This window comes from Pseudoduganella aquatica, from assembly GCF_009857595.1.
GTDB lineage: Bacteria > Pseudomonadota > Gammaproteobacteria > Burkholderiales > Burkholderiaceae_D > Rugamonas > Rugamonas aquatica_A.
In genome coordinates, this window is the sequence record NZ_WWCU01000030.1 from 1 (window position 1) to 21,455 (window position 21,455).

General features: G+C 66.0%; 19 protein-coding genes and 1 pseudogene. 7 read left to right on the forward strand and 13 right to left on the reverse strand.

Going from position 1 to position 21,455, the window contains the following annotated elements; all coding sequences use genetic code 11:
* Positions 1–116: pseudogene (locus GTP77_RS21720) on the forward strand (IS5/IS1182 family transposase); the annotation flags it as partial.
* 253 nt (positions 117–369) lie between these two features.
* On the opposite strand, the gene GTP77_RS21725 reads toward GTP77_RS21720, so the two are convergent.
* The 8 genes from GTP77_RS21725 to GTP77_RS21760 form a co-directional block, all read right to left on the reverse strand.
* A complete protein-coding gene (locus GTP77_RS21725; RefSeq protein WP_161074243.1) occupies positions 370–909 on the reverse strand; it encodes a nuclear transport factor 2 family protein in 540 nt (179 codons plus the stop codon).
* 139 nt (positions 910–1,048) lie between these two features.
* Complete coding sequence (locus GTP77_RS21730; protein ID WP_161074244.1) at positions 1,049–1,567, reverse strand: GNAT family N-acetyltransferase; 519 nt, start codon at positions 1,565–1,567, stop codon at positions 1,049–1,051.
* Positions 1,568–1,809: 242 nt separating this feature from the next.
* On the reverse strand, positions 1,810–4,176 hold the full coding sequence (locus GTP77_RS21735; RefSeq protein ID WP_161074245.1) for a TonB-dependent receptor: 2,367 nt from the start codon (positions 4,174–4,176) through the stop codon (positions 1,810–1,812).
* A gap of 204 nt (positions 4,177–4,380) precedes the next feature.
* On the reverse strand, positions 4,381–5,517 hold the full coding sequence (locus GTP77_RS21740) for an LLM class flavin-dependent oxidoreductase (RefSeq protein ID WP_161074246.1): 1,137 nt from the start codon (positions 5,515–5,517) through the stop codon (positions 4,381–4,383).
* A 36-nt stretch (positions 5,518–5,553) separates the two neighbouring features.
* On the reverse strand, positions 5,554–6,588 hold the full coding sequence (locus GTP77_RS21745; RefSeq protein WP_161074247.1) for an LLM class flavin-dependent oxidoreductase: 1,035 nt from the start codon (positions 6,586–6,588) through the stop codon (positions 5,554–5,556).
* A 233-nt stretch (positions 6,589–6,821) separates the two neighbouring features.
* Positions 6,822–8,030, reverse strand: a complete 1,209-nt coding sequence (locus GTP77_RS21750) for a sigma-54 interaction domain-containing protein (RefSeq protein WP_161074248.1) — start codon at positions 8,028–8,030, stop codon at positions 6,822–6,824.
* Between the two features lie 79 nt (positions 8,031–8,109).
* Positions 8,110–9,948, reverse strand: a complete 1,839-nt coding sequence (locus GTP77_RS21755) for an ABC transporter ATP-binding protein (RefSeq protein WP_161074249.1) — start codon at positions 9,946–9,948, stop codon at positions 8,110–8,112.
* Positions 9,938–11,746, reverse strand: a complete 1,809-nt coding sequence (locus tag GTP77_RS21760; RefSeq protein ID WP_223149381.1) for an ABC transporter ATP-binding protein — start codon at positions 11,744–11,746, stop codon at positions 9,938–9,940. Before GTP77_RS21760 ends, GTP77_RS21755 begins: the two co-directional genes overlap by 11 nt.
* A gap of 165 nt (positions 11,747–11,911) precedes the next feature.
* Here GTP77_RS21760 and GTP77_RS21765 point away from each other — a divergent pair, with 165 nt between their 5' ends.
* A complete protein-coding gene (locus tag GTP77_RS21765) occupies positions 11,912–12,622 on the forward strand; it encodes a reverse transcriptase-like protein (protein WP_161074251.1) in 711 nt (236 codons plus the stop codon).
* 8 nt (positions 12,623–12,630) lie between these two features.
* Here the strand turns inward: GTP77_RS21765 and GTP77_RS21770 are convergent, their stop codons facing one another.
* Positions 12,631–14,277 (reverse strand): methyl-accepting chemotaxis protein, encoded by a 1,647-nt coding sequence (locus tag GTP77_RS21770; RefSeq protein WP_161074252.1) that lies wholly within the window; start codon positions 14,275–14,277, stop codon positions 12,631–12,633.
* A gap of 8 nt (positions 14,278–14,285) precedes the next feature.
* The gene (locus GTP77_RS21775) at positions 14,286–14,777 is read right to left on the reverse strand and encodes a chemotaxis protein CheW (protein WP_161074253.1); all 492 of its coding nucleotides are present in this window, start codon (positions 14,775–14,777) and stop codon (positions 14,286–14,288) included.
* A gap of 181 nt (positions 14,778–14,958) precedes the next feature.
* Here GTP77_RS21775 and GTP77_RS21780 point away from each other — a divergent pair, with 181 nt between their 5' ends.
* Genes GTP77_RS21780 through GTP77_RS21795 form a run of 4 tightly spaced genes read left to right on the forward strand, consistent with a single transcriptional unit; the run spans position 14,959 to position 18,647 of the window.
* Positions 14,959–15,618 (forward strand): HD domain-containing protein, encoded by a 660-nt coding sequence (locus GTP77_RS21780; RefSeq protein ID WP_161074254.1) that lies wholly within the window; start codon positions 14,959–14,961, stop codon positions 15,616–15,618.
* 37 nt (positions 15,619–15,655) lie between these two features.
* Positions 15,656–16,924 carry a TCR/Tet family MFS transporter gene (locus GTP77_RS21785; protein WP_161074255.1) on the forward strand — a complete coding sequence of 423 codons (1,269 nt, stop codon included), beginning with the start codon at positions 15,656–15,658 and terminating at the stop codon, positions 16,922–16,924.
* Positions 16,921–17,754, forward strand: a complete 834-nt coding sequence (locus GTP77_RS21790; protein ID WP_229202291.1) for a substrate-binding periplasmic protein — start codon at positions 16,921–16,923, stop codon at positions 17,752–17,754. The genes GTP77_RS21785 and GTP77_RS21790 overlap by 4 nt, the downstream gene beginning before the upstream one ends.
* Before the next feature lie 20 nt (positions 17,755–17,774).
* Positions 17,775–18,647 carry an EamA family transporter gene (locus GTP77_RS21795; protein WP_161074256.1) on the forward strand — a complete coding sequence of 291 codons (873 nt, stop codon included), beginning with the start codon at positions 17,775–17,777 and terminating at the stop codon, positions 18,645–18,647.
* On the opposite strand, the gene GTP77_RS21800 is transcribed toward GTP77_RS21795, so the two are convergent.
* The gene (locus tag GTP77_RS21800) at positions 18,644–19,381 is read right to left on the reverse strand and encodes an SDR family oxidoreductase (protein ID WP_161074257.1); all 738 of its coding nucleotides are present in this window, start codon (positions 19,379–19,381) and stop codon (positions 18,644–18,646) included. The two genes, GTP77_RS21795 and GTP77_RS21800, sit on opposite strands and share 4 nt — an antisense overlap.
* 164 nt (positions 19,382–19,545) lie before the next feature.
* Here GTP77_RS21800 and GTP77_RS21805 point away from each other — a divergent pair, with 164 nt between their 5' ends.
* A complete protein-coding gene (locus tag GTP77_RS21805; RefSeq protein WP_161074258.1) occupies positions 19,546–20,478 on the forward strand; it encodes an AraC family transcriptional regulator in 933 nt (310 codons plus the stop codon).
* Positions 20,479–20,516: 38 nt separating this feature from the next.
* Here the strand turns inward: GTP77_RS21805 and GTP77_RS21810 are convergent, their stop codons facing one another.
* Together GTP77_RS21810 and GTP77_RS21815 are read right to left on the reverse strand one after the other, a co-directional pair.
* Positions 20,517–21,098, reverse strand: coding sequence for a hypothetical protein (locus GTP77_RS21810; protein WP_161074259.1), 582 nt, complete (start codon positions 21,096–21,098; stop codon positions 20,517–20,519).
* 145 nt (positions 21,099–21,243) lie between these two features.
* Positions 21,244–21,453, reverse strand: coding sequence for a DUF7661 family protein (locus GTP77_RS21815; protein WP_161074260.1), 210 nt, complete (start codon positions 21,451–21,453; stop codon positions 21,244–21,246).
* Between the last annotated feature and the right edge of the window lie 2 nt (positions 21,454–21,455).

Consider the following 21,455-nt stretch of genomic DNA (forward strand, 5'->3'; position numbering starts at 1 on the left):
CGCGCTATCGCGGCCTGGCCAAGAACACGGCACAGCTGTCTACCTTGTTCGCCTTTGCCAATCTGGTGCTGGCCGGAAGGCGCTTTACGATCACCGAATCCCGTAGTCCGTCCTGATTACAGAAAGATGTGAAGCATCGCGTGAAATCGGACGAAAAATGGGCTTGAACGGCTCGCCAGTGGACCATTCGGCGCGCTGGCCTTGCCAGGAAAGCGAATAGATCAGCGCTTCCTTAGCGTTTGGTTAGACATGAGCCTAGTGATTCAAAGAGTGGCGAAAGAAGCGTAAAGTAACTTTGTCCAGTTCTGGCCGAACTCGGCCGGTGAGCAAAACGCTGGCAAACAAAAATTTCTGCCTGTGGCCCGCTGTCTACCGCAACCCTGTTGAGGGCGGCGGTGTCGGATTCATTTCCTGCGACCATACCACTCCCGCGATTTTCCAGCCATCGCTTGTGCGCACCACCTGCCAGCTTTCCTTGCCCCAGTTTTCCTTATAGCCCCCTCTGACAAAGTTATAGTCGAACCAGACCTGACCGACGTCGCCATCGCTGTCGATGCGCACGTTCGATATCGTCTCGTCGATTTTTTCCTTATCCGAGACAACAAAACTGATAAATTTTCGCGGGCTACTGTTGAAGAATTTAAAAGGCCGTTTCATCTCAGGTTTGGGGCGGTTTGCGTACATCCTGTCGAGACTGGCGTCGGTGGTGACACCAGACCAAGTAATGTCCTCTTTCAAAAATAGTCGTAGAAACGCTTCCTCGTCCTTGTTGACGATAGCGGCACGGAAGGTTTCAATGACCCGTTCGATTTGCACCTTGTAGCTGCCGTCCGCTGTCTGGGCCACTGCATATTGGGGCAAGTTGGCCACTCCGCCGAGCATCGATATCATCGCTAATAGTCTGTACATGCTTTTCCTAAAGTCGTGGGGAGCTATCTTATTTTCCAACATCCGCTGTCGGCCCGATATCCGTCGTTGGAAGTGGTTCAGGTTTAAGGTCACCCCGCGATGCAGGGGCTTTACGGAGCGGGAAAGGAAATGAGTCCATTCATTTGCGTTCGATCATGTAACTGCCGATTGCTTTGCCGTGCAGCTCAGTTTCCATTTCGTAGCTCATTCCAAGGCGCTCGGCAACACGGCGCGATGGGGCATTGCCCGAGCTGATGAGCGCCCGGACTTTGGGTTCGCATCTAACCTCAAACGCATAATTCAAGACTGCTCCAGCCGCTTCGCCCGCAAGTCCCTTGCCCCAGAATGCTCGATAGGTATTCCATCCCATCTCCATCACCGTTGACTGCTCTCGAAAGAAAGCGCCCACACTTCCGACCAGTTGGCCGCTCTGTTTATCCTCCACAGACCACCAGCCAGCGCCGTGCAAGAGCCACAATCCGGCATGTGAACCGAAGATGCGCCAAGCCGTTTGGCGGTCTGCTGAGCCCAGGTGGGCTGAGCTTTCGGAATTGGCCAAATGGTCCGCAAATAAGTCGAAGTCGTCGCGCCGATATTCGCGAAGCGTAAGCCGTTCCGTCTGAAGGTAGGGTACAGAAGCGGTAAACGCGTGGTTCATAAGAAGTCCATCCTTTATGCGGGCCGAAATAGGCTGATTGCCATGAAGGATAACATCTTGCTCATCCGAAAAATGCGCGAAATCTCACAGTCTGACATCGAGCATCTAGAAACAAATGGCCACCAATTGGTGGCCATTTTCATCTCCGCGACGGCGCAAACATGGCGGGTTACGCAGCTGCGCTGCTAACCCGCCCTACGGTGTTGCCATTGCTTCGTCGCTTGCTTTGTTACGCTGTAGGGCTACAGCTGCGCGGTGTAGGACAGGCCGAACGTGCGGCGCGCGCCCCAGTAGACCGTGTCGCCATTCACGGTGCCCGGCACGAAGCTGGTCAGCGTGTGGTTCTTGTAGATCTTGTCGCCTACATTGTTCACGTAGGCGCTGAAGGTGTGCTTCCCGCCCGGCAGCGTGTACGACAGGCGCGCATTGCCGATGCCGTAGCCGCCCTGGTTCAGCAGGCCGCGCGCGTCGGTCTGCGGATCGACGTAGTAGTACTGCTTGCTGGCGTAGCGCCAGTCGGCGCTGGCCACCAGTTTGCCGTTGGCCACAGGCAGGCGGTAGTCGGCCTGCAGCAGCGCGGTGCCGTGCGGCGAGCGGACGAATTCATTGCCTGAACGGTTGCCGCCGTTGTTCTGGATATTGAACTCGTCAAACTCGGTGCGCAGGATGCCGATGTTGGCGTTGATGTGCAGTTCGTCCACCGGCTGCAGCTCCAGCTCGAACTCGGCGCCGTTCACGTGGGCCTTGCTGACGTTCTGCAGGTAGTTCACGCTCTGGGTAGGATCGCCGTTGTAGACGCCGGTAATGTTGACCTGCACGTTCTTGTAGTTGTAGCGGAACAGGTTGGCGTTGAAATTGAGCTTGTTCTCCCACCATTCGGACTTCAGGCCCAGTTCAAAGGAGTTCAACGTTTCCGGCGCCACGGTGTTGAGCGCGCGCACGTCCGTTGCGCTGGTGTTGTAGCCGCCGGACTTGATGCCGTGCGCCGCCTTGAAGTAGGCCCGCGCGGTGGAGCTGATCTTGTACTCCGGCGTGAAGTCCCAGGTCAGCGCGTGCCAGGTGGTGGACGGCGTGGACACGAAGTTGTTGTTGGCGACGGCCGCAGCGGCGTAGTTTGCGCCACTGACCGTGTTCCACCAGTTGTCCACGCTGCCGAATTGCGGGGTGCCGGACGCGGCCTGCTTGCGGCGCAGGTCCAGGTCCTTGGTCTCCGTGGTCCAGCGCAGGCCCAGGATGGCGCGCAGCTGGTCGCTGATGGTGGCCGTGGCGCTGCCGAAGACGGCAAAGCTGCGGGCCTCGTGATTGTAGATGGTGCTGTTGTAGCCGACCGGCTGCGTGCTGCCCGCCAGCGCAGGCGCAGCGCCGTTCGGCAGGCGCGCGGAGGCGGAGTCCGAATCGATTTTCTCGTTGAAGTAGAACAGGCCGGCCACCCAGCTTACCTTGTCCTCCTGCGGCGACGCCAGCCGCAGCTCCTGCGACCATTGGCGGCTCTTGGCCGCGCTGCGGCTGCGGCTGATCTCCAGCGGCGTATTGTCGCCGTCGCCCTGGCTCTCGGTGCGGTAGTTCTCGAAGCCGGTGATGGAGTTCAGCGAGTAAGGACCGAGCTGGTATTCCAGCGCCAGTTGTCCGCCGCCCTGCTTCACGGAGCTGTTGGCCGGCGCGTTGGCGCTGATGTCGTCCGGGTTGGTGCTGGGGATGTAGCCGTTGCGGTACACGCCGTTGGCGGCGTAGCTGGCCACGGTAGTGATGGTGCCGTCGGTTTTGTAGTCGCGGTAGTGCAGATTCAGATTGGCGCTGAGGTCTTTGCTGATCAGCGCTTTCAGCTGGGCGCGCACGGCGCTGTCGCGCAATGCGCCGTCTTTGCGGCCGTTGAACAGGTTGGTGAAGCGGCCCTCGCCCTGGTCTTCGGAGTGGAAGGACAGGCGCCCCGCCAGCACGTCGTCCACCAGGCCGCCGCCGATGGCGCCTTCCAGCAGCTTGGTGTCGTAGCTGCCGTAGTCGGCTTTGAAGTAGCCGCTGGTGCGGAAGCTGGGCTTTTTCGAAATGACGTTAATGGCGCCGCCGGTGGTGTTCTTGCCCCACAGCGTGCCTTGCGGGCCACGCAGTACTTCAACGCGGTCCAGGTCGAACAGCGGGAAGCCGGTGGCCGACGAGTTGCTGATATAGACGTCGTCCAGGTAGAAGCCAACCGGGTTCGGGAAGTCGATCTGCTGCTGGCCGGCGCCAACGCCGCGTATCCACCAGCGCGGACGGCCGTGCTGCTGCGTGCCCGCCGAGGCGTTCGGCACAAAGTTCAGGATCTCTGAAGCGGAGCGGCCCACGCCGTCGTCCAGCAGTTCTTTGCCGCCAAGGACGGTAATGGAGCTGGGCACGGACTGCGCTTTCTCTTCGCGCTTCTGGGCGGTGACGGTAACGGTTTGCAGCGCGCCCAGCTCGCCCACCACGTAAGGGACGCTGGCGGCAGCGGCGGCAACTTCGGCCTGATCTTCAGCGTGTGCGGCGTTGGCGGCGAAGGCGCTGCCGCTCAGGGCGATGGCAAAGACCGCGCGCAGCTCACGGCTGATGGCGGTGCGTTTGAACCGGGTGACTGGCGATTGCTGGGATTGCATGGACACTTCCTTTGTAATGAGTAGCAGGTAAGTTACTCATTGCAAGCGCCGTGCCTGCTTGTCCACGTTGAAGTAAGCCATATGGAATATGGCTTACTTTTGAATGATGGAGCTTGGTGATTTTTAAACACCCAGGCGACGCATGCTGCCTGGGCCACACTGCTGCTTTTGAAGCAGCAAGAGATTACTGCATCAAGCTATGGGTTAGCCCACTGCGCGCAGCGCTTGCGGCTGCACGTGGCCGCGCACCAGCGGCAGTACTTCTTCGCCCACGCGGTAGGCTTCTTCCAGGTGCGGAGTGCTGGAGAGGATGAAGGCGTCCGCGCCCAGCTGCACCAGTTCGTCGAGGCGCTCGGCAACCTGCTGGTAGCTGCCGACGATGCCTTGCGTCTGCCCGCCGCGCAGCAGGTTGAAGCCGGACCAGACGTTGGGCTCAATAATCAGGTCGCGGTAGCTGTTCAGCGTCGTCGGCAGATTGGAACGCTGGCGCGCGGCGCCCACAGAATCGCCCTGCGGCGCCAGGAACTGTTTCAGCGTTTCCGCGTCCACGCGTTCGAAGCCTTTGCGCACTTCGTTCCACGCTTCCTGCTCGGTGGCGCGGGCGACGATGTCCACGCGCACCGCGCACTTGATCTTGCGGCCCAGCAGATCGGTCTTCTCTTTCACGCGGCGGAACTTCTCGCGCAGCGCGTCGAAGGGCTCCAGCCAGGTCAGGTAGTAGTCCGCGTGCTTCGAGGCCGAGGCCAGGGCCGCGTCCGACGAACCGGAGAAGTAGATCTCGGGGAATTCTTCTTTCGACAGCGGGTCCGGCAGGCCGCCGTGCTCCAGTTGGTAGAACTTGCCCTGGTAGGAGAACGGGCCGCCCTGCCACACGCCGCGCACGATGTCGAGGAACTCGGTGGTGCGCCGGTAGCGGTCGTCGTGGCTGGCGGAGTCGCCCCACCACAGCTGCGCAGGTCCGCCGCCGCCGGTGATGACGTTGTACAGCGCCCGGCCGCCGGTGGCGCGCTGCAGGCTGGCCGTCATGCGCGCCGCTGCTACCGGATTGAGGAAGCCGGGCTGAAACGGGATCATAAAGCGGAAGGTCTCGGTCTCGCGCGCCAGCAGTGCGGAAATGGCCCAGGGCTCGTCGGTCATGGGGAAGGATGGAATCAGGCCGCCGTGGAAGCCCGATACTTCGGCCGCATGCGCGATCTCGGCCAGGTAGTCGATATAAGTGTAGCCGCCGGCCTGCTCAAGCTGGGCGTTGCCAGCCAGCGTGTCGCCACGGTAGGGGGTGCGGCTGCGGTGCGAACTTGGCTCGCCGTGGGTGGGCAGGCGCCAGAAGAAGTCTATGGTCATGATGTGCTCCAGTGGGTCCAGTGGATGGTGTGTGGTTTATGCGGCTTGGCGCTGGCCGGCGGCGAGCCGTTCGCGCAGGGCCGGCAGGACGTTTTCGCCGAGGCGGTAGGCTTCCTCGAGATGCGGCACGGCCGACAGCAGGAAGCTGGACACGCCTGCGGCGGCGTATTCGGCGAGGCGGTTGGTGACTTGCTCGAAGCTGCCGATCAGCGCGGCCGGGCCGGCCACATGGGCGGTGCGCTCGGAATCAGCGGCGGCCTGGCTGCGGTAGATGGCCGCGTCGTGGCGGGCTTCATCTTCCGTTTCGCGGGCCAGCACGCTGATGCGCAGGCCGATGGCAAGCTGGCGGCCCTCGGCGGCGGCCAGCGCGGCCAGGCGCGCGGCCTGCTCGCGCAGCACTTCCGGCGGCGCGGCGTCCAGCACGTGCACGTCCGCCTGGCAGGCAGACAGCGCGAAGGATGCTTCGCTGGTGCCGGACAGGTAGATCTTGGGTACAGGGTTGTTGGCCAGCGTACCACGGAAGCCGCCCTCGCCCACTTCGAAGAACTTGCCCTTGAAATTGAACGGCGCCGTGGTCAGCACGCCACGCGCGACGGTGAGGAATTCGTCGATGCGCGGCAGCACGTCCGCGTCTTCCACAAAGTCGGCATGGCGGCGGCGCTCATCGGCCGCGCCGCTGGGGGCGATCTGCCATGCGAGGCGGCCGCCGGTGAAGCGCTGGAAGCTGGCGGCGTTCTTGGCCGCGTACACGGCGGAACCCCAGGCTGCGTCGAACTCCGTTACCAGTTTGATGCGGCGCGTGCCGCGCGCGATGTAGCCCGCGACGATCCACGATTCCTCGCCTTGCAGGTCGTGGCTGATGCGCACGCCGTCAAAGCCGGACAGGTCGGCTGCGCGAGCTACCTGGTGCAGATAATCGTAGTAGTTGAAGCGCTTGCCGCGGGGGTCGGAAACGCCGTCGCTGTAAGGGGAAGCTGCGTCGGCGGCGCGCTCGCCGCGCCGCAGGATGGCGGCCTCGCCGTAGCGGCCGTCGCCGCCGGTGGGCAGTTGCCAGATGAATTCTATGGTCATGTTTCAGCTCCTCGTGAGTTGTGGTGTCAGCCACCTTCACAACGCAGAAACCGTGCCATGCTTTAATCGTGCTATCTGCCGCCTGGAGGCGGGTGTGCTTGCTGCGCAGGCGACAGGGTGCTGGTTTCGCAACAACTCGTGCTTGGGAAGACACATGCGATGTTGCCGCGACGCTGGCTCGGCGGGTTACGGTGCTGCGCACCTAACCCGCCCTACGGCTTGGCAGGACGGGATTACAGCACGCCTGCTTTCTTTAGGTAGGTGCGCATGATGTTGCGGCTGATAGCGAGCCGCTTGGATGCGCGCACCTGGTTGCGGTCGCAGCTTTCGAACGCCGCCAGCGCAAGCTGCTGCTGGAGCGCTTCGAACTCGATGGCTTCGCCGGATGCCAGCAGGGCGCGCCACGCGGCGTGGAAGCGGGCTGCCGCAGTGGCGCCGCCGGCGGGTGCTCCGCCTCCCGCGCCGGTGTCCGCTCCCTGCCAATGCTGCGGGGGCTGCGCGGGATACGAGGGCTGCGGCTGCGCTTCCACGCGGTGTGGCTCTATCCTGGGCTCCTGCCTCGCCCAGCCGCGCAGGCTCAGGTCATAGGCTGTCACTGCGCCGTCATGGCTCACCAGCAGCGCGCGGTGGATCACGTTTTCCAGTTCGCGGATATTGCCTGGCCATGGGTACTCCAGCAAGGCCCGCTCGGCGTCCGGCGTGATCGAGAATTCAGTCAGGTGCAGGCGCCGCGCATAGATCTGCAGGAAGTGGCGCGTAAGCGGCATGATGTCGCCGGGCCGTTCGCGCAGGGGCCGCAGCGGCAGCGAGATCACCTGCAGGCGGTAATACAGATCCTCGCGGAAGCGCCCTGCCCGCACGGCTTCGGCCAGGTCCACATTGGTGGCGGCGATCAGGCGCACGTCGATCGGTATGGCCTTGCGCGCGCCCAGCCGCACCACTTCGCGCTCCTGCAGCACGCGCAGCAGCTTGACCTGCATGGGCAGCGGCAAATCGCCTATCTCGTCCAGGAACAGCGTGCCGCCGCGTGCGGTTTCGAACCAGCCGGCCTTGGCCTGGTGCGCGCCGGTGAAGGCGCCGCGCTCGTAGCCAAACAGCTCGCTCTCGATCAGCGTTTCGAGGAAGGCGCCGCAGTTTACGGCCACAAAACTGGCGTCGCGGCGACTGCTGTGGGCGTGCACGTGGCGCGCGATCAGCTCCTTGCCGGTGCCGGTTTCGCCGGTGATGAGCACCGTCGCCTCGCTGGGTGCGATGCGCGTAATCAGCTCGTGCAGCTCGCGGGAGCGCGGATCTGCGAAGACGAAGGCGGTGGCGCGCACCAGCAAGCTCATTTTCTGAGCTTCGCGGAAGGTGACGAGCGGTTCGCCATCGCCCTCCACGCCCTTGGCAAAGTGGGCGCTGCGCGCGAATTCGGATGTGAAGTGGTTGGCTAGTAGTTCCATGATTCGACTATAGCCCGCCACCCAAGCTGAGTGAACGAATAGTGCTACGCTTGCTTATCCACTTTTCACATATCCGGCTTCATGCAACCGTCTCCGCCTGCGCCGCCGCGTAGGCCCCGTACAGCCTTGCGTAGGCGCCTCCCTGCGCTATCAGGCTGTGGTGGTCGCCCGCCTCCGCCAGTTCGCCGTTCCAGATGACGGCGATGCGGTCCGCGTCCTGTATGGTGGCCAGCCGGTGCGCGATGATGATGGCGGTGCGGCCCTGGCACAGCCGCCTGAGCGCGGCCTGGATGCGGCGCTCGGTATGCAGGTCCACGGCGGACGTGGCCTCGTCCAGCACCAGCACGGCGGGGTTGGAGAGATAGGCACGCACCAGGCATACCAGCTGCCGCTGGCCGTGGCTGAGGAAGCCGCCCAGCGGTCCCACCTCGGTGCGGTAGCCCTGCGGCAGGCGCTCCAGCACTTCGTCCGCGCCCAGTTCGCGCACGGCGGCAATCAGCGCGGCGTCGCTGGCGTCGGGCGCGGCCAGGCGCAGGTTATCGAGCACGCTGCCCGAGAACAGCACATTGTCCTGCAGGACCACGCCGATCACCTTGCGCAGCTCCTGCTGCTGGTAGTAGCGCACGTCCACGCCGTCCACCAGCACGGCGCCGGACTGCACTTCGTAAAGCCGCGCCAGCAGTTGCACCAGGGTGCTCTTGCCATGCCCGGTGGGGCCGACGATGGCCAGCACCTGCCCGGCCGGGATATGCAGCTGCAGCGAGCGGATGACAGGGCGCCCGCCCGCCGGGTCGTAGGAGAAGCCGACGTTGGCAAATTCCACCTCGCCGCGCCGAGCGGGCCGCAGCGGCACGGGCGGATCGTTGATCTCCGGCTCGGTGTCGAGCAGCAGGAAGATGCGCTGCGCGGAAGCGGCGCCGGACGAGTAGCGCTCGAACAGGTCGTTCAGCTCCTGCAGGGGGCCAAGGAAGAGGTGAACGTAGAACAGGCTTTGCGCCAGCTGGCCCACGGTCATGCTGCCGTCCGCGATGCCGAAGCCGCCCGCCACCAGCAGCAGGCCCATGCCCAGGGTGCTCAGCACCTGCGTGAGCGGCAGGAACCAGCTGGAGCGGATATTACCGCTCACCAGGGTCTGGTTGAAGTGGCGCAGCAGGCCAAGGTAGCGCTGTGCGTTGCTGTCCTCGTGCACCAGCTGCTTGATCAAGCGCACGCCGGACACGGTTTCCACCAGGTGGGCCGTGAAGCGCGCCCGCGCCTCGGCTACGCGCGTCCAGTTCTGCTGCGAGATGCGCTTGAACAGCCAGGTGAAGCCCGCCAGCAGCGGCACCACGGCGGCCAGCGCGGCGAACAGGCGCGGCGAAATCAGCCACAGGGCCACGCCAGCCACGGCGCAACGCAGCAATGCGGACAGCAGCTCCGGCGGCCCTTGTATCAGCAGCGGTTCCAGCGCATCCACGTCGCGGTCAGCGCGCGAGATGATGCGGCCGGCCTTGGTCTGGTCGAAATAGCGCACGCTGAGCGACTGCACGTGCGCATACACGCGCACCCGCAGCGCGTTCAGGATATGGATGGCCGCGCCGCCGGCGAAGTACTGGGACAGGCCGGACAGCAGGAAGCGCAGTATCCAGCTGAAGGCCAGCCCCGCCGCCATCCAGGCCAGCAGGCGCTCGTCGAGCAGCAGTCCGGTGGCGGTCTTGATGAAGCCGTGGTCTATCACTTCGCGCAGGAACCAGGGGCGCAGGAAGATCACGCCTACCAGCAGCGCTTCGAGCGCGATCACGGCGGCGATGCGGCCGCGCACCTGGCGCAGCAGCGGCAGCAGGCGCCAGAACATGCTGCGGTCCAGCGCCTTGCGCGCCAAGGCCTGTTCCAGTTCGATGTCGCTCAATGCGGTTTGTCCGCGCAGATTATTTGCCATCGCCGCCTCCCAGCAGTTCGCGGTAGCCCGCGTGCGACGCCATCAGCGCCGGATGCGTGCCCTCCGCAGCGATGCGGCCGCCGGCCAGCATGGCCACGCGGTCCGCCAGCAGGATGGTGGACAATTTGCTGGCCACCATCAGCACCGTGACGGCGTAGTCGCCGCTGGCGCGCAGGCGGCGGATGTTGTCCAGCACGCGGCGCTCGGTGAGTGCGTCCAGCGCGCTGGTGGCGTCGTCCAGCACCAGGATGGCGGGCCGCGCCAGCAGCGCGCGCGCCAGGCAGATGCGCTGCCGCTGACCGCCCGACAGCGTCACGCCGCGTTCGCCCAGCCGGGTTTGCAGGCCGTGCTCCAGGCTTGCCACCACGTCGCCGGCGGAGGCCCAGGCCAGCGCCTGCTCGAGTTCCGCGTCGGTGGCGTCGGGCTTGGCCAGGCGCAGGTTGGCGGCCAGCGTGTCCGAGAACAGGAAGCTCTCCTGCGGCACCACGTGGACTTTGCGGCGCAGCTGGTCCAGGTCCAGCCCGCGCAGGTCGCGCCAGCCGCCCCAGGGCGAGCCCACGCGCACCGAGCCGTGGTCCGGCTCCAGCAGCCGTGGCAGCAGGCCCGCCAGCGTGCTCTTGCCGGAGCCGGTGGCGCCCACCAGCGCGACCACCTCGCCCGGCGCCACTTCGAAGTCGCATGCCGACAGAATGGCGGTGCTGCCTCCCGGCGCGGCGATGTCCACGCCGTTCAGGCGCAGGCCCAGCGCGCCGTCGGGCAGGCTGCGCTCCTGGCCTTCCGGCTTGCCGGCGATGCCGGGCCGTTCGTCCAGCAGCTCCCAGATGCGGCCGGCCGAGGAGCGCGCGTCGGCGAAGATCTGCATCACGCGGCCCACGCCTTCAATGCGGAACACCAGCGTGTTCGCCACCAGCAGCGCGGCCACGATTTCGCCCACGTTCATGCGCCCCTGCTGCACAAGATGGGCGCCGTAGCCCAGTATCCAGACGTGGCCCAGCGCCACCACGGCCTGCGGCAGCGGGATGTGGGACGCGGAATAGGCCAGCGCCTGCCGCGCCAGGCGCACGAATTCGTCCACGTGGTCGCTGAAGACCTCCACGCGGCGCTGCTCCAGGCCAAAGCCCTTGATGACGCGCACGCCGTTCACGCCTTCGCTCAGTTCCTGGTTCACCTTGTCGTAGGCGGCGCCGGCGGCGCGGTCCAGGTGCACCAGCGTGCCGGTCTGCGCCACGAAGATGCCGATGCCGGCCAGGGTGAGCAGCAGCGGCGGCAGGCCAAGCCAGGGGCTGTACCAGCAGAGCAGGCCGATGGAGGCGACCACCACCAGGGCGGTTTCGAACACCTGGCGCCAGAAGCTGATCAGGGCGTCGCGCACCTTGTCGGCGTCGCGCGTGGTGCGGGTGACGAGTTCGCCGACGCCGTGGCGCCAGTGGTAGGCCAGGTCCAGGCGCTGCACCTGCTGCAGGATGCGCTGGCGCAGGATGGTGAGCAGTTCCTGGCCGATGATGAGCGACATCACGCCGCCGCAGTATTGCAGCACGGCGCGCGCGCCGGCCAGCGCGAGCAGGGCGAGCAGCCAGTGGCGGGCCAGCGACCAGTCCAGCGCGCCGTCGGGCAGGCGCTGCACGGCGCGGCCGCTTTCCACGTCGTGCACGGCGCGGCCTACCAGCCATTGCTGCCACGCGAGGCTGAGGTTGACGATGGTGAACAGCGTGGCGGTCAGCGCAAAGCGCCACGGCATCAGTCGGTAGAGGGCAAGGCAGCGCAAGAGCGGCTGCCGGACATTGGAGGGCTTGGTCACTATGCTTTCCTGGCTAGGAATGGGATGGAGCATGCTTATGCGCAGGAACCGTGCCAGCCACCGGACGGGGTTTTGACGTCCCCGCGTGCGCAAAAGCCAGCAGCGCTGCGCGAATTTCAGCAGCGCGTGTTGATTCAGGCGGGGCGCAGGCGGTAGCATGGCGGCATGACGACTCTCCCCTCCTCCTCCCCGGACCTTCCCGCCAGCCTGGCCGATGCCGCCTTCCACAATGAGCGCGTGGCGGCGCGCCGCATGGCCGCCAGGGAGGGGTTGGACGAAGCAGAGGCGCTGCTGCGCGTTATGCGGCAGTCGGCCACGGCGCAGGGGCTGGCGGAACTGGCCGACCTGCTGGCGGCGCGCGCCAAATTGAAACGGGATGATGCGGAGCGGCGGGCGGCGAAGCTGGCGGCGCGCGGCGAGAAGGTGGCGGGCATCAAGGCGCGCGCGCGGCCGGCGCCGCAGCCTGGCGCCTGGCAGGCGTGGTTCGACGGCTCGGCGCATCCCAATCCGGGGCGGCTGGGCATAGGGGGGCTGCTGCTTGGGCCGGCGGGCGAGCGGATCGAGATCAGCGCGCGCGCGGGGCACGGCAACAGCGGCGAGGCGGAGTATCTGGCGCTGCTGGCGCTACTGGAAGCGGCCGTCGCGGCGCGTCCGGGCGTGCTGGCGATTTATGGCGACAGCCAGGTCGTGATAAGCGATGTGGCGGGCGGCGCGGGCGCGAAGGGACTGGAGCAGCACCGCGAACGGGCGCTGGATCTGATGGCGCAACTGGGGAAATCGGGGCGGGTGACGCTGCACTGGGTGCCGCGCCACCGCAACAGCGAGGCGGACCGCCTGTCGCAACAGGCGATCGCCTCCTGGGGAGAGCTGGAGTAAAGCGCGGACTAGCCGAGCAAGCGGGTGCCGCTGCCCTGCCCGTGGGCCGCAGGCGAGCGGCCCGCAGACGTGCGGCCAGCGGCCACGAGCCCTGCGGGTGCGCGGCCGGCGCCGTCCACCTGGAACACGCTGACGACCTGCGCCAGCTGGGCCGCCTGCTGCTGCATGGACTCGGCGGCGGCGGCGGACTGCTCCACCAGCGCGGCGTTCTGCTGCGTGACCTGGTCCATCTCGCCGATGGCCTTGTACACCTCCTCGATGCCCGCGCTCTGCTCTTTGCTGGCGGTGGTGATCTCGGTGATGATGGCGCTCACGCGGTGCACGCTGTCGACGATGTCTTCCATGGTCGCGCCGGCGTCGGCCACCAGCTTGCTGCCCTGGTTCACCTTGTCCACCGAGTCGCCGATCAGCTCCTTGATTTCCTTGGCGGCCGCCGCCGAGCGCTGCGCCAGCGTGCGCACTTCGCTGGCCACCACGGCAAAGCCGCGTCCCTGCTCGCCCGCGCGCGCCGCTTCCACGGCCGCGTTCAAGGCCAGGATATTGGTCTGGAAGGCGATACCGTCGATGACGGCGATAATGTCGACGATCTTGCGCGAGGCGGCGTTGATGGCGTCCATCGTGCCCACCACCTCGGCCACCACGGCGCCGCCCTTGACGGCCACGCCCGCCGCCGCGCTGGCCAGTTCCTGGGCCTGATGCGCGTTGCCGGCGTTGTTCTTCACGGTGGCGGTCAGCTCCTCCATCGAGGCGGCGGTTTCCTCCAGCGAGCCGGCCTGCTGCTCGGTGCGCGAGGACAGGTCCTGGTTGCCGGCAGCGATCTCGGTGGACGAGGTTTCGATCTGCGCGGTGCCGCTGCGCACCTGCAGCACGATGTTGAGCAGGGAGCTGTTCATGTCCTGCAGGGCCAGCAGCAGCTGGCCGGTCTCGTCTCCGCCGCTGACGGTGATGCGGCCGGTCAGGTCGCCCGCCGCCACGCGCCGCGCCGCCGCCAGCGCCTGGCCCAGCGGCTTCGTGATGCCGGTGGTCAGCAGCCAGGAGCACACCACGCCGAAGGCCAGCACCAGCACAGTGAGCGCTATCAGCAAGGTGCGGCTGGACCCAGCGCCGGCTTCGATCTGCTGCGCGATGGCGTCGATCTTGCCGCGCTGGAGCTTGAGCAGCTCGGCCATCAGGCTCTGGTAGGCGGCGGCGCCGGGCGCGAACACGTTGTTGAAGTGCGCCTCCGCCTCCTCCAGCGCGCCCTCGGCCTTGAGCTTGGCCACCTTGTCGCGCGAAGACAGGTAGATCTTGCGCTGCTCGCCGATGCGGCCGAACAGTTCCTTCTCGTCGTCGTCGATCAGCGTCTCGACTTTTTTCTGCAGTTCGGCCGAGATGGCGCTGGACTTCTTCGACTCGTCGGCGAAATAGGCCGCCAGCGACGGGTCGCTGCTGCGGGCGATCGCCGTGGTGCGCCGGATGGCGCTGTCGATCTTGCCCGACCAGTCGCTGATCAGGCGTTCTTTCGCGAGCGGCACTTCCATCATTGCGCGCGTGGCGCTGGCCACATCGTGCAAACGCCAGATGGCGACGCCGGTAATGGCCACGGACAGGGCCAGGATAACGGCAAAGCCCAGAGCCAGGCGCTTGCCGATGCTGATGCGGGAAAGTGCGCTCATGGCGGTCCTTACGCGGCCAGCGCGGTGTCGAGCAGGCCCATGTCGGCGCTCGTCATCAGGCGGTCGATGTCCACCAGGATCAGCATGCGCTCGTCGATGGTGCCCAGGCCGACGATGTACTCGGTGTTCAGGGTGGAGGTGATTTCCGGCGCCGGCTTGACCTGCTCCGGGGTCAGGATGGTGACGTCGGACACGCTGTCGACCACCATGCCCACCACGCGGTGGCCGATGTTGAGGATGATGACCACGGTGAACTGGTTGTAGGTCGGCTCGCCCACGTTGAACTTGATGCGCATGTCCACGATCGGCACGATCAGGCCGCGCAGGTTGATCACACCCTTGACGAACTCCGGCGCGCTGGCGATGCGGGTGGGCGCTTCGTAGCTGCGGATCTCGCTGACTTTCTGGATGTCGATGCCGTATTCTTCCTGGCCCAGGGTGAAGGCGAGGTATTCGGCGGCGGCCGCCACATTGGCGGTGGTGATGGCGTCGTTGGACATAGTTTCCCTTAAGGCTAGATGCCGTAAATTAAGAGCCGTAATGTTACCGTAAGTCAAGACTTGACGCATCAAATAAATGCACCAAGGCAATAGCAGCGTGCAAACGGCTATGGCCTTCTTGTTAATTCAATGCCACAATTAGGCGGTAGGCATCAATGCAAACCGCAGGGCAAGGAGAACAATGAATAGTTTGTTAAGCAGCTGGCATCCGCGCCTGGTGGCGCTGGCCGGCGCCGCCGCAGCCGACGACGGCGCACACGACACCAACCATCTGCACCGCGTGTGGCGCAACGCCACCCTGCTGATGGACGATTACCCGGAGGCCGATGCGCTGGTGGTGCTGGCGGCCTGCTATCTGCACGACTTGGTGAACCTGCCCAAGAACTCCCCGGAACGCCACCTGGCCTCGCGCCAGGCGGCGCGGCTGGCCAGCCGCCAGCTGGCCGAACTGGGCTTCCCGCAGGAGAAGCTGGCCGCCACCGCGCACGCCATCGAGACCCACAGCTTCTCGGCCGGCATCCAGCCCGAGACCATCGAGGCCAAAATCGTGCAGGACGCGGACCGGCTTGACGCGCTGGGCGCGGTGGGCCTGGCGCGCATGTTCTACACCGCCGGCCGCATGGGCTGCGCGCTGGCGCACGCCGAAGACCCGATGGCGCTGCACCGCGAGCTGGACGACAAGGCCTATTCGCTCGACCATATCGACGTGAAGCTGGCCACCCTGCCCGGCAAGATGCAGACCGCCGCCGGCCGTCGCCTGGGCCAGAGCCGCCTGGCCGAGCTGATAGCCTTCCGCGACAGCTTTATCGCCGAGTGGGCCGCCAGCCCGGCCACGCCTTAGCCCCGCCACGCCCCACGCACCGCACATTACAACCGCCATGACCAGCAAAAGCGAACCCGTTCCACTCTCCACCACCTCGCAAGGCAACCTGAAATTCGTGCTGGTGTGCGTCTTTATCGACATGCTGGGCATCGGCCTGGTGGTGCCGGTGCTGCCCATCCTGGTGGGCGAATTCGTCCACACGCGCGACCTGCAGGCGCTGTGGTACGGCATCATGGGCGCGGTGTTCGGCCTGATGCAGTTCATCTTCATGCCCATGCTGGGCGCGGTGAGCGACCGGGTGGGGCGGCGGCCGGTGCTGCTGTACTCCATGGCCGGCATGTGCATCAACTTCCTGTCCACCGCCTGGGCGCCCAACCTGGCCTGCATGTTCATCGGCCGCGTGATCGGCGGCGCCTCGTCGGCCAGCATGTCGGTGGCCTCGGCCTACGCGTCCGACATTTCCACCCACGAGAACCGCGCCAAGAGCTTCGGCAAGATAGGCGCGGCCTTCGGCCTGGGCTTCATCGCCGGCCCCATGCTGGGCGGCCTGCTGGGCAGCATCAACCTGCACCTGCCGTTCTACGTGGCGGCGGGCCTGTCGGCGGCCAATTTCGTCTACGGCTATTTCTGCGTGCCCGAGTCGCTGCCGGAGGCGCGCCGCTCCAAGTTCAAGCTCACCCGCGTGAACCCGCTCGACGGCCTGTTCAAGCTGGCCCGGCGCGAGGACATCCGCGGCCTGATCATCGCCTTCGCGCTGATGACCTGCGCGCAGATGATGCTGCAGTCGACCTGGGTGCTGTACACCCACTTCCGCTTCAACTGGAGCCCGGGCCAGAACGGCGCCGCGCTGTTCTGCGTGGGCATGGCCGCCGCCGTGGTGCAGGCCGGGCTGCTGGGCATCTTCATCAAATGGTTCGGCGAAATGCGCCTGACCCTGATCGGCCTCGCCTCCGGCTGCATCACCTACACGCTGTACGGCCTGGCCACGCAGGGCTGGATGATGTACCTGTTCATCTGCTGCAACCTGATGGCCTTCGCCGCCGGGCCGGCGCTGCAGGGCATCATCTCCAAATCCACCGACGCGGCCCGGCAGGGCGAGCTGATGGGATCACTGCAGTCGATCAGCAGCATCGGCATTATCTTCATGCCGCTGCTGGGCAGTGCCATCCTGGGCGAGGTGAGCCACCTGCCCGCCAACGACTGGCGCATCGGCAGCAGCTTCTTCGTCTGCGCCGCCATGCAGGCCGTGGCCATCCTGGTGGCGCGCCACTATTTCCGCACGCACGACATGAAGCAGGCGGCCGTCAAGGCGGTGCAGCCATGATGGTGCGGCTGCGCTGCGGCGCGCCGCCAGCGCTGGGCGCCGCTGCCGCGCTGGCTGCCGCGCTGGCGGCGACGCCCGCGATCGCCGAATGCTCGCGCGAGATCGCCGTGCCGGTGGCGCCCATCGGCGTGAGCATCACCGTCAACGGAGCCGCCGTGGGCGGCATCTATCCCGACGTGCTGCGCGCCGCCAGCCAGAAAGCGGGCTGCCAGCTGGCGTTCTCCGTGGTGCCGCGCGCGCGCCAGGAAGTGCTGTTCGAGGTGGGCAAGGCCGACTTGCTGGTGCCCGCCACGCGCACGCCGGCGCGCGACGTGATCGGCACCTTTATTCCGCTGATCGGCCACCGCGCCACGCTGATTTCGGTGGCGAGCAACCGCCCCCCGCTGGCCAGCGCGCAAGACCTGCTGGACCGGCCCGAACTGCGCGTGGCCGTGGTGCGCGGCTTCGACTACGGCGAGCGCTATCAGGCGCTGATCAAGGAACTGGCCAAACAGGGGCGGCTGTTCCAGGAAGTGGACACGGTCGCGGTGGCGCGGCTGATGCTGTCCGGCGCGATCGACGTCACCATCATGGGGCCGACCACGCTGGCCGGCGCGGTGATACGCGACGCGCGCCTGTCCGGCATGCTGGACAAGCTGCGCATCGAACCCATACCCGAGCTGCCGTGGAGCGTGAGCGGCGTGTACGTGTCGCGCCGCTCGCTCAAGCCGGAAGACCAGGCCGCCATGCTGGACGTGATGGAGAACATCGCGCGTTCCAACACCATACTGGAAAGCTTCCAGCGCATGCACCGCGCCGACATCCTGGCCGAAAGCGTGCGGCCGCGCTAGGCGCCGGGCGCGATCAACCCGTGTCCGGACAGGTCGCCGCAGTCATCCTGCTTGCTGCGCTGCTGCACGCGGGATGGAACGCGCTGATCAAGGCCGGCAAGGACGCCTTCCTGACGTCCGTGCTGGCGGTGTCGGGCGCGGCGCTGATCTCGCTCGCGGCGCTGCCCCTGCTGCCCGCGCCCGCCCCGGGCAGCTGGCCCATGCTGTGCGCCACCACCGCGATCCACTATTGCTATTTCGGCCTCATGTCCGCCGCCTACCGGCACGGCGACATGAGCCTGGCCTACCCGCTAATGCGCGGCAGCGCCCCGCTGCTGGTTGCGCTGGCCAGCGCGCCGCTGCTGGGCGAGCAGCTCACGGCAGTGCAATACGCCGCCGTGGCCTGCATCAGCGGCGGCATCTTCAGCATGGCGCTGGCGCGAGGCGGCGCAGTGCCGGCAGCTGCGGCAGCGACCGAGCCTGTGCCGCGCCAGCGCCGCGCCGTGCTGTACGCGCTACTGAATGCCTGCGCCATCGCGTGCTACACCTTGGTGGACGGCGTCGGCGCCAGGCGCTCCGGATCGCCGCTGGCCTACACCATGTGGCTGTTCGTGCTGACCGCTGCCGGGCTGCTGGCCTGGACGCTGCCGCGCCGCCGCGCCGGCTTCGCGGCCTATGCGGCCGCCCACTGGCGCGCCGCCGCGCTGGGCGGCGCGGGCACGCTGGCCTCCTACGCCTTATCCCTGTGGGCGATGACGGTGGCGCCGGTGGCCGCCGTGGCGGCGCTGCGCGAGACCGCCATCCTGTTCGCCGCCGCCATCGCCGTCGTCTTCCTGCATGAGAAAATCAGCCCGCAACGCTACGCCGCCATCGCACTCATTGCCTGCGGCGCGGCGCTGATGCGCTACGCCTAGTGTCCGGCGGTGGGCCGCACCACCATCTCGCTCACATCCACATCCGCCGGCTGCACGATGGCAAACAGGATGGCGCGCGCGATCGCGTCCGGCGCGATGGCCACCTTGCGGAACTCCTTCATCTCGGCGCGGGCCTGCTCGTCCGAAATGCCGTCCGCCAGCTCGGACTCCGTCACCCCCGGCGACACCAGCGTTACGCGGATGTCGCCGCCCACCTCCTGCCGCAGGCCCTCGGTAATGGCCGCCACCGCGAACTTGGTGGCGCAATAGACCGCCGCCGTCGGGCTCACCGTGTACGCGCCGATGGACGCTATATTGATGATCTGCCCCGCGCGCCGCACCTGCATCAGCGGCAGCACCGCCGCGATGCCGTACAGGACGCCGCGCACGTTCACGTCCAGCATGCGGTCCCACTCCTTGAGCTTGAGCGCATCGAGGCGCGACAGCGGCATCACGCCCGCGTTGTTGATCATCACATCCACGCGGCCGTGCTGCTTGTGCGCGGCCAGCACGAAGGTCTGCACGTCGTCCGCGTCCGTCACGTCCAGCCCGTGGAAGTCCGCCGAGCCGCCCGCCGCGCGGATCTGCGCCGCGAGCAGTTCCAGCCTGTCCGTACGGCGCGCGCCGAGCACCACATGCATGCCGTGCTGCGCCAGCAAGCGCGCCGTGGCCTCGCCTATGCCGCTGCTCGCGCCGGTGATTAGCACTACTTTTTGATTTTCCTGTAGCTGCATGATGCGCCCCCTGAGCTTAGTCTGATGCACAGGATTTTAAGGAGGCGCAGCGCCGCCGTGAATGCCGGAAGATCTCGGTCTATTGCCTAATCCTCCAATCCGCACGATAAACGTGGCGGAATCGGGCATAATATCTGCACGAAGCTACTACCCACAGGATACCCATGACTAGCCAGCAACAACGCATGATGGCGCTGATGGACCGCCTCGCCCCGGCCGAAGGCTCCACCTTGTCAGCGCTGGACGGCGTGAAATTCATGCGCGTGAACAGGCCCGTGCCACGCACACCGGTGCTGTACGAGCCGTGCATCGTCATCGTCTGCTCCGGCCGCAAGCGCGGCTACCTGGGCGGCCAATCCTATGACTACGACGCGCAGCAGTTCCTGGTCATGTCCGTGCCGCTGCCGTTTGAAGGCGAGACTGTGCAGGCCTCCGAGGCCGAGCCCATGCTGGCCGTGTCCATCCGCATCGACCTGCAGATGGCGGCGGAGCTGATGCTGGCGGTGGAGCAGTCCGGCGCCGCCATCGCGGCCGAGCCCAAAGGCATCATCTCCTCGCCGATGGACGCCAAGCTGTGCGACGCCGTACTGCGCCTGCTTGAGGCGCTGACCTCCCCGCTGGAGACGCAGCTGCTGGCGCCCAGCGCGATGCGCGAGATCCTGTACCGCGTGCTGACCGGTGTGCAAGGCGGCTCGCTGCGCGCTGCGCTGGCGCACCAGAGCCATTTCGGCAAAATCGGCAAGGCGCTGCGCCGCATCCACGCGGACCTGAGCAGCCAGATCGACGTGGCCACGCTGGCCGGCGAGGCGGGGATGAGCGTGGCGGCCTTTCACGCCAACTTCAAGGCGGTTACGCAAACCTCGCCCATCCAGTATTTGAAATCGACCCGGCTGCACAAGGCGCGCCTGCTGATGGTACAGGACGGCCTGAGCGCGGCCAGCGCGTCGGCGCGGGTGGGCTACGAAAGCAGCTCGCAGTTCAGCCGCGAGTTCAAGCGCTTCTTCGGCCGCACGCCCGCCGACGAAGCGCGCGAAATGCGCACCCTGCTGTCCCAGATGCCGGCCGAGCGCGGCGCGCCCTACATCACCGTGCAGTAACGCCGCCGTGCCCGGCAGGTGCTCGAGCGCGGTGGCAATCAATCATCCGTCAAGCAGTCTTCCATGCGGCGGTGCTTGGGCAGGCGGCGCTCGGGCTGGATAGTGGCTTTGTGGTGCACATGCTGGACCAGGGTAAGCGTGGTTTGCAGCGCGTCGCTCATGGTGCGGGCGGCGGCGGCCATGGCGTCGAGCGGCGAGGCGGCCACCGGGCGCGACTCCAGCGCGTTGCGCAGCTTGATGGCCTGCACCCACTGTTTTTCACCATGCAGCTTGACCCAGAATTCGCGCCAGGCGTTGCGGCCCGGCCCCATCAGCATCAGCGTGAGCTGGTGCGGCGATAGCGGCCTGCCTTGGTAAAGCAGCTCCTCGCCGACAACGTGGGCGTAGTGGCAAAGGCCTTCGTGCTGTATGCGCAGGCCGCTCCCGCTTGGCAGGAATAGAGATTTCCATTGGTAACCGCTAACCGGCTCCGCAGCCTTGCGCTGCGCGGCGATCCAGTCCTGAATGGCGTGGCTGATTGCCTCGGACGCAGAGAGCGTGCTGCCCGATGTGCGCAGGTAATCGGCCAGCATGCGATAGGCGGCGGGTGGTATCCCTGCGGGGTGCGTCTGTAGAATCATTCTCTTTCCCCTTTCTCTTTTTGTCTCTTTTTGTCTCTTCCTGTCTTTTGGACAGCAGGAGACAAAAAGAGTTCAAAAGAGACAAAAAGAGAACGCCGGAAGAGAAGGTTTCTACAGAGGGACTTCAATCAGACAAGGGCACCTCTTACGCCATCAATTCTATACTTTGACCGAACCCGGCCAGCTCATGAAAAATATCGTCGAGGTAGATGGCGATTTCGTCTTCCGCCAATGTGGGCGGGATGACGATTTCCTCCATCGGCACGCGCTTGCCGAAATCCAGGCGGTAGACTTCCCACTCCTCGCCCACGCGGCGCACATCAATCTGGAACCGGCCGTAGATGTTGAACTTCATTT

Coding starts and splice junctions, on each gene's coding strand:
- GTP77_RS21725 (WP_161074243.1), bottom strand. CDS start 909: ATGTACAGACTATTAGCGATGATATCGATGCTCGGCGGAGTGGCCAAC.
- GTP77_RS21730 (WP_161074244.1), bottom strand. CDS start 1,567: ATGAACCACGCGTTTACCGCTTCTGTACCCTACCTTCAGACGGAACGG.
- GTP77_RS21735 (WP_161074245.1), bottom strand. CDS start 4,176: ATGCAATCCCAGCAATCGCCAGTCACCCGGTTCAAACGCACCGCCATC.
- GTP77_RS21740 (WP_161074246.1), bottom strand. CDS start 5,517: ATGACCATAGACTTCTTCTGGCGCCTGCCCACCCACGGCGAGCCAAGT.
- GTP77_RS21745 (WP_161074247.1), bottom strand. CDS start 6,588: ATGACCATAGAATTCATCTGGCAACTGCCCACCGGCGGCGACGGCCGC.
- GTP77_RS21750 (WP_161074248.1), bottom strand. CDS start 8,030: ATGGAACTACTAGCCAACCACTTCACATCCGAATTCGCGCGCAGCGCC.
- GTP77_RS21755 (WP_161074249.1), bottom strand. CDS start 9,948: ATGGCAAATAATCTGCGCGGACAAACCGCATTGAGCGACATCGAACTG.
- GTP77_RS21765 (WP_161074251.1), top strand. CDS start 11,912: ATGACGACTCTCCCCTCCTCCTCCCCGGACCTTCCCGCCAGCCTGGCC.
- GTP77_RS21770 (WP_161074252.1), bottom strand. CDS start 14,277: ATGAGCGCACTTTCCCGCATCAGCATCGGCAAGCGCCTGGCTCTGGGC.
- GTP77_RS21775 (WP_161074253.1), bottom strand. CDS start 14,777: ATGTCCAACGACGCCATCACCACCGCCAATGTGGCGGCCGCCGCCGAA.
- GTP77_RS21780 (WP_161074254.1), top strand. CDS start 14,959: ATGAATAGTTTGTTAAGCAGCTGGCATCCGCGCCTGGTGGCGCTGGCC.
- GTP77_RS21785 (WP_161074255.1), top strand. CDS start 15,656: ATGACCAGCAAAAGCGAACCCGTTCCACTCTCCACCACCTCGCAAGGC.
- GTP77_RS21790 (WP_229202291.1), top strand. CDS start 16,921: ATGATGGTGCGGCTGCGCTGCGGCGCGCCGCCAGCGCTGGGCGCCGCT.
- GTP77_RS21800 (WP_161074257.1), bottom strand. CDS start 19,381: ATGCAGCTACAGGAAAATCAAAAAGTAGTGCTAATCACCGGCGCGAGC.
- GTP77_RS21805 (WP_161074258.1), top strand. CDS start 19,546: ATGACTAGCCAGCAACAACGCATGATGGCGCTGATGGACCGCCTCGCC.
- GTP77_RS21810 (WP_161074259.1), bottom strand. CDS start 21,098: ATGATTCTACAGACGCACCCCGCAGGGATACCACCCGCCGCCTATCGC.
- GTP77_RS21815 (WP_161074260.1), bottom strand. CDS start 21,453: ATGAAGTTCAACATCTACGGCCGGTTCCAGATTGATGTGCGCCGCGTG.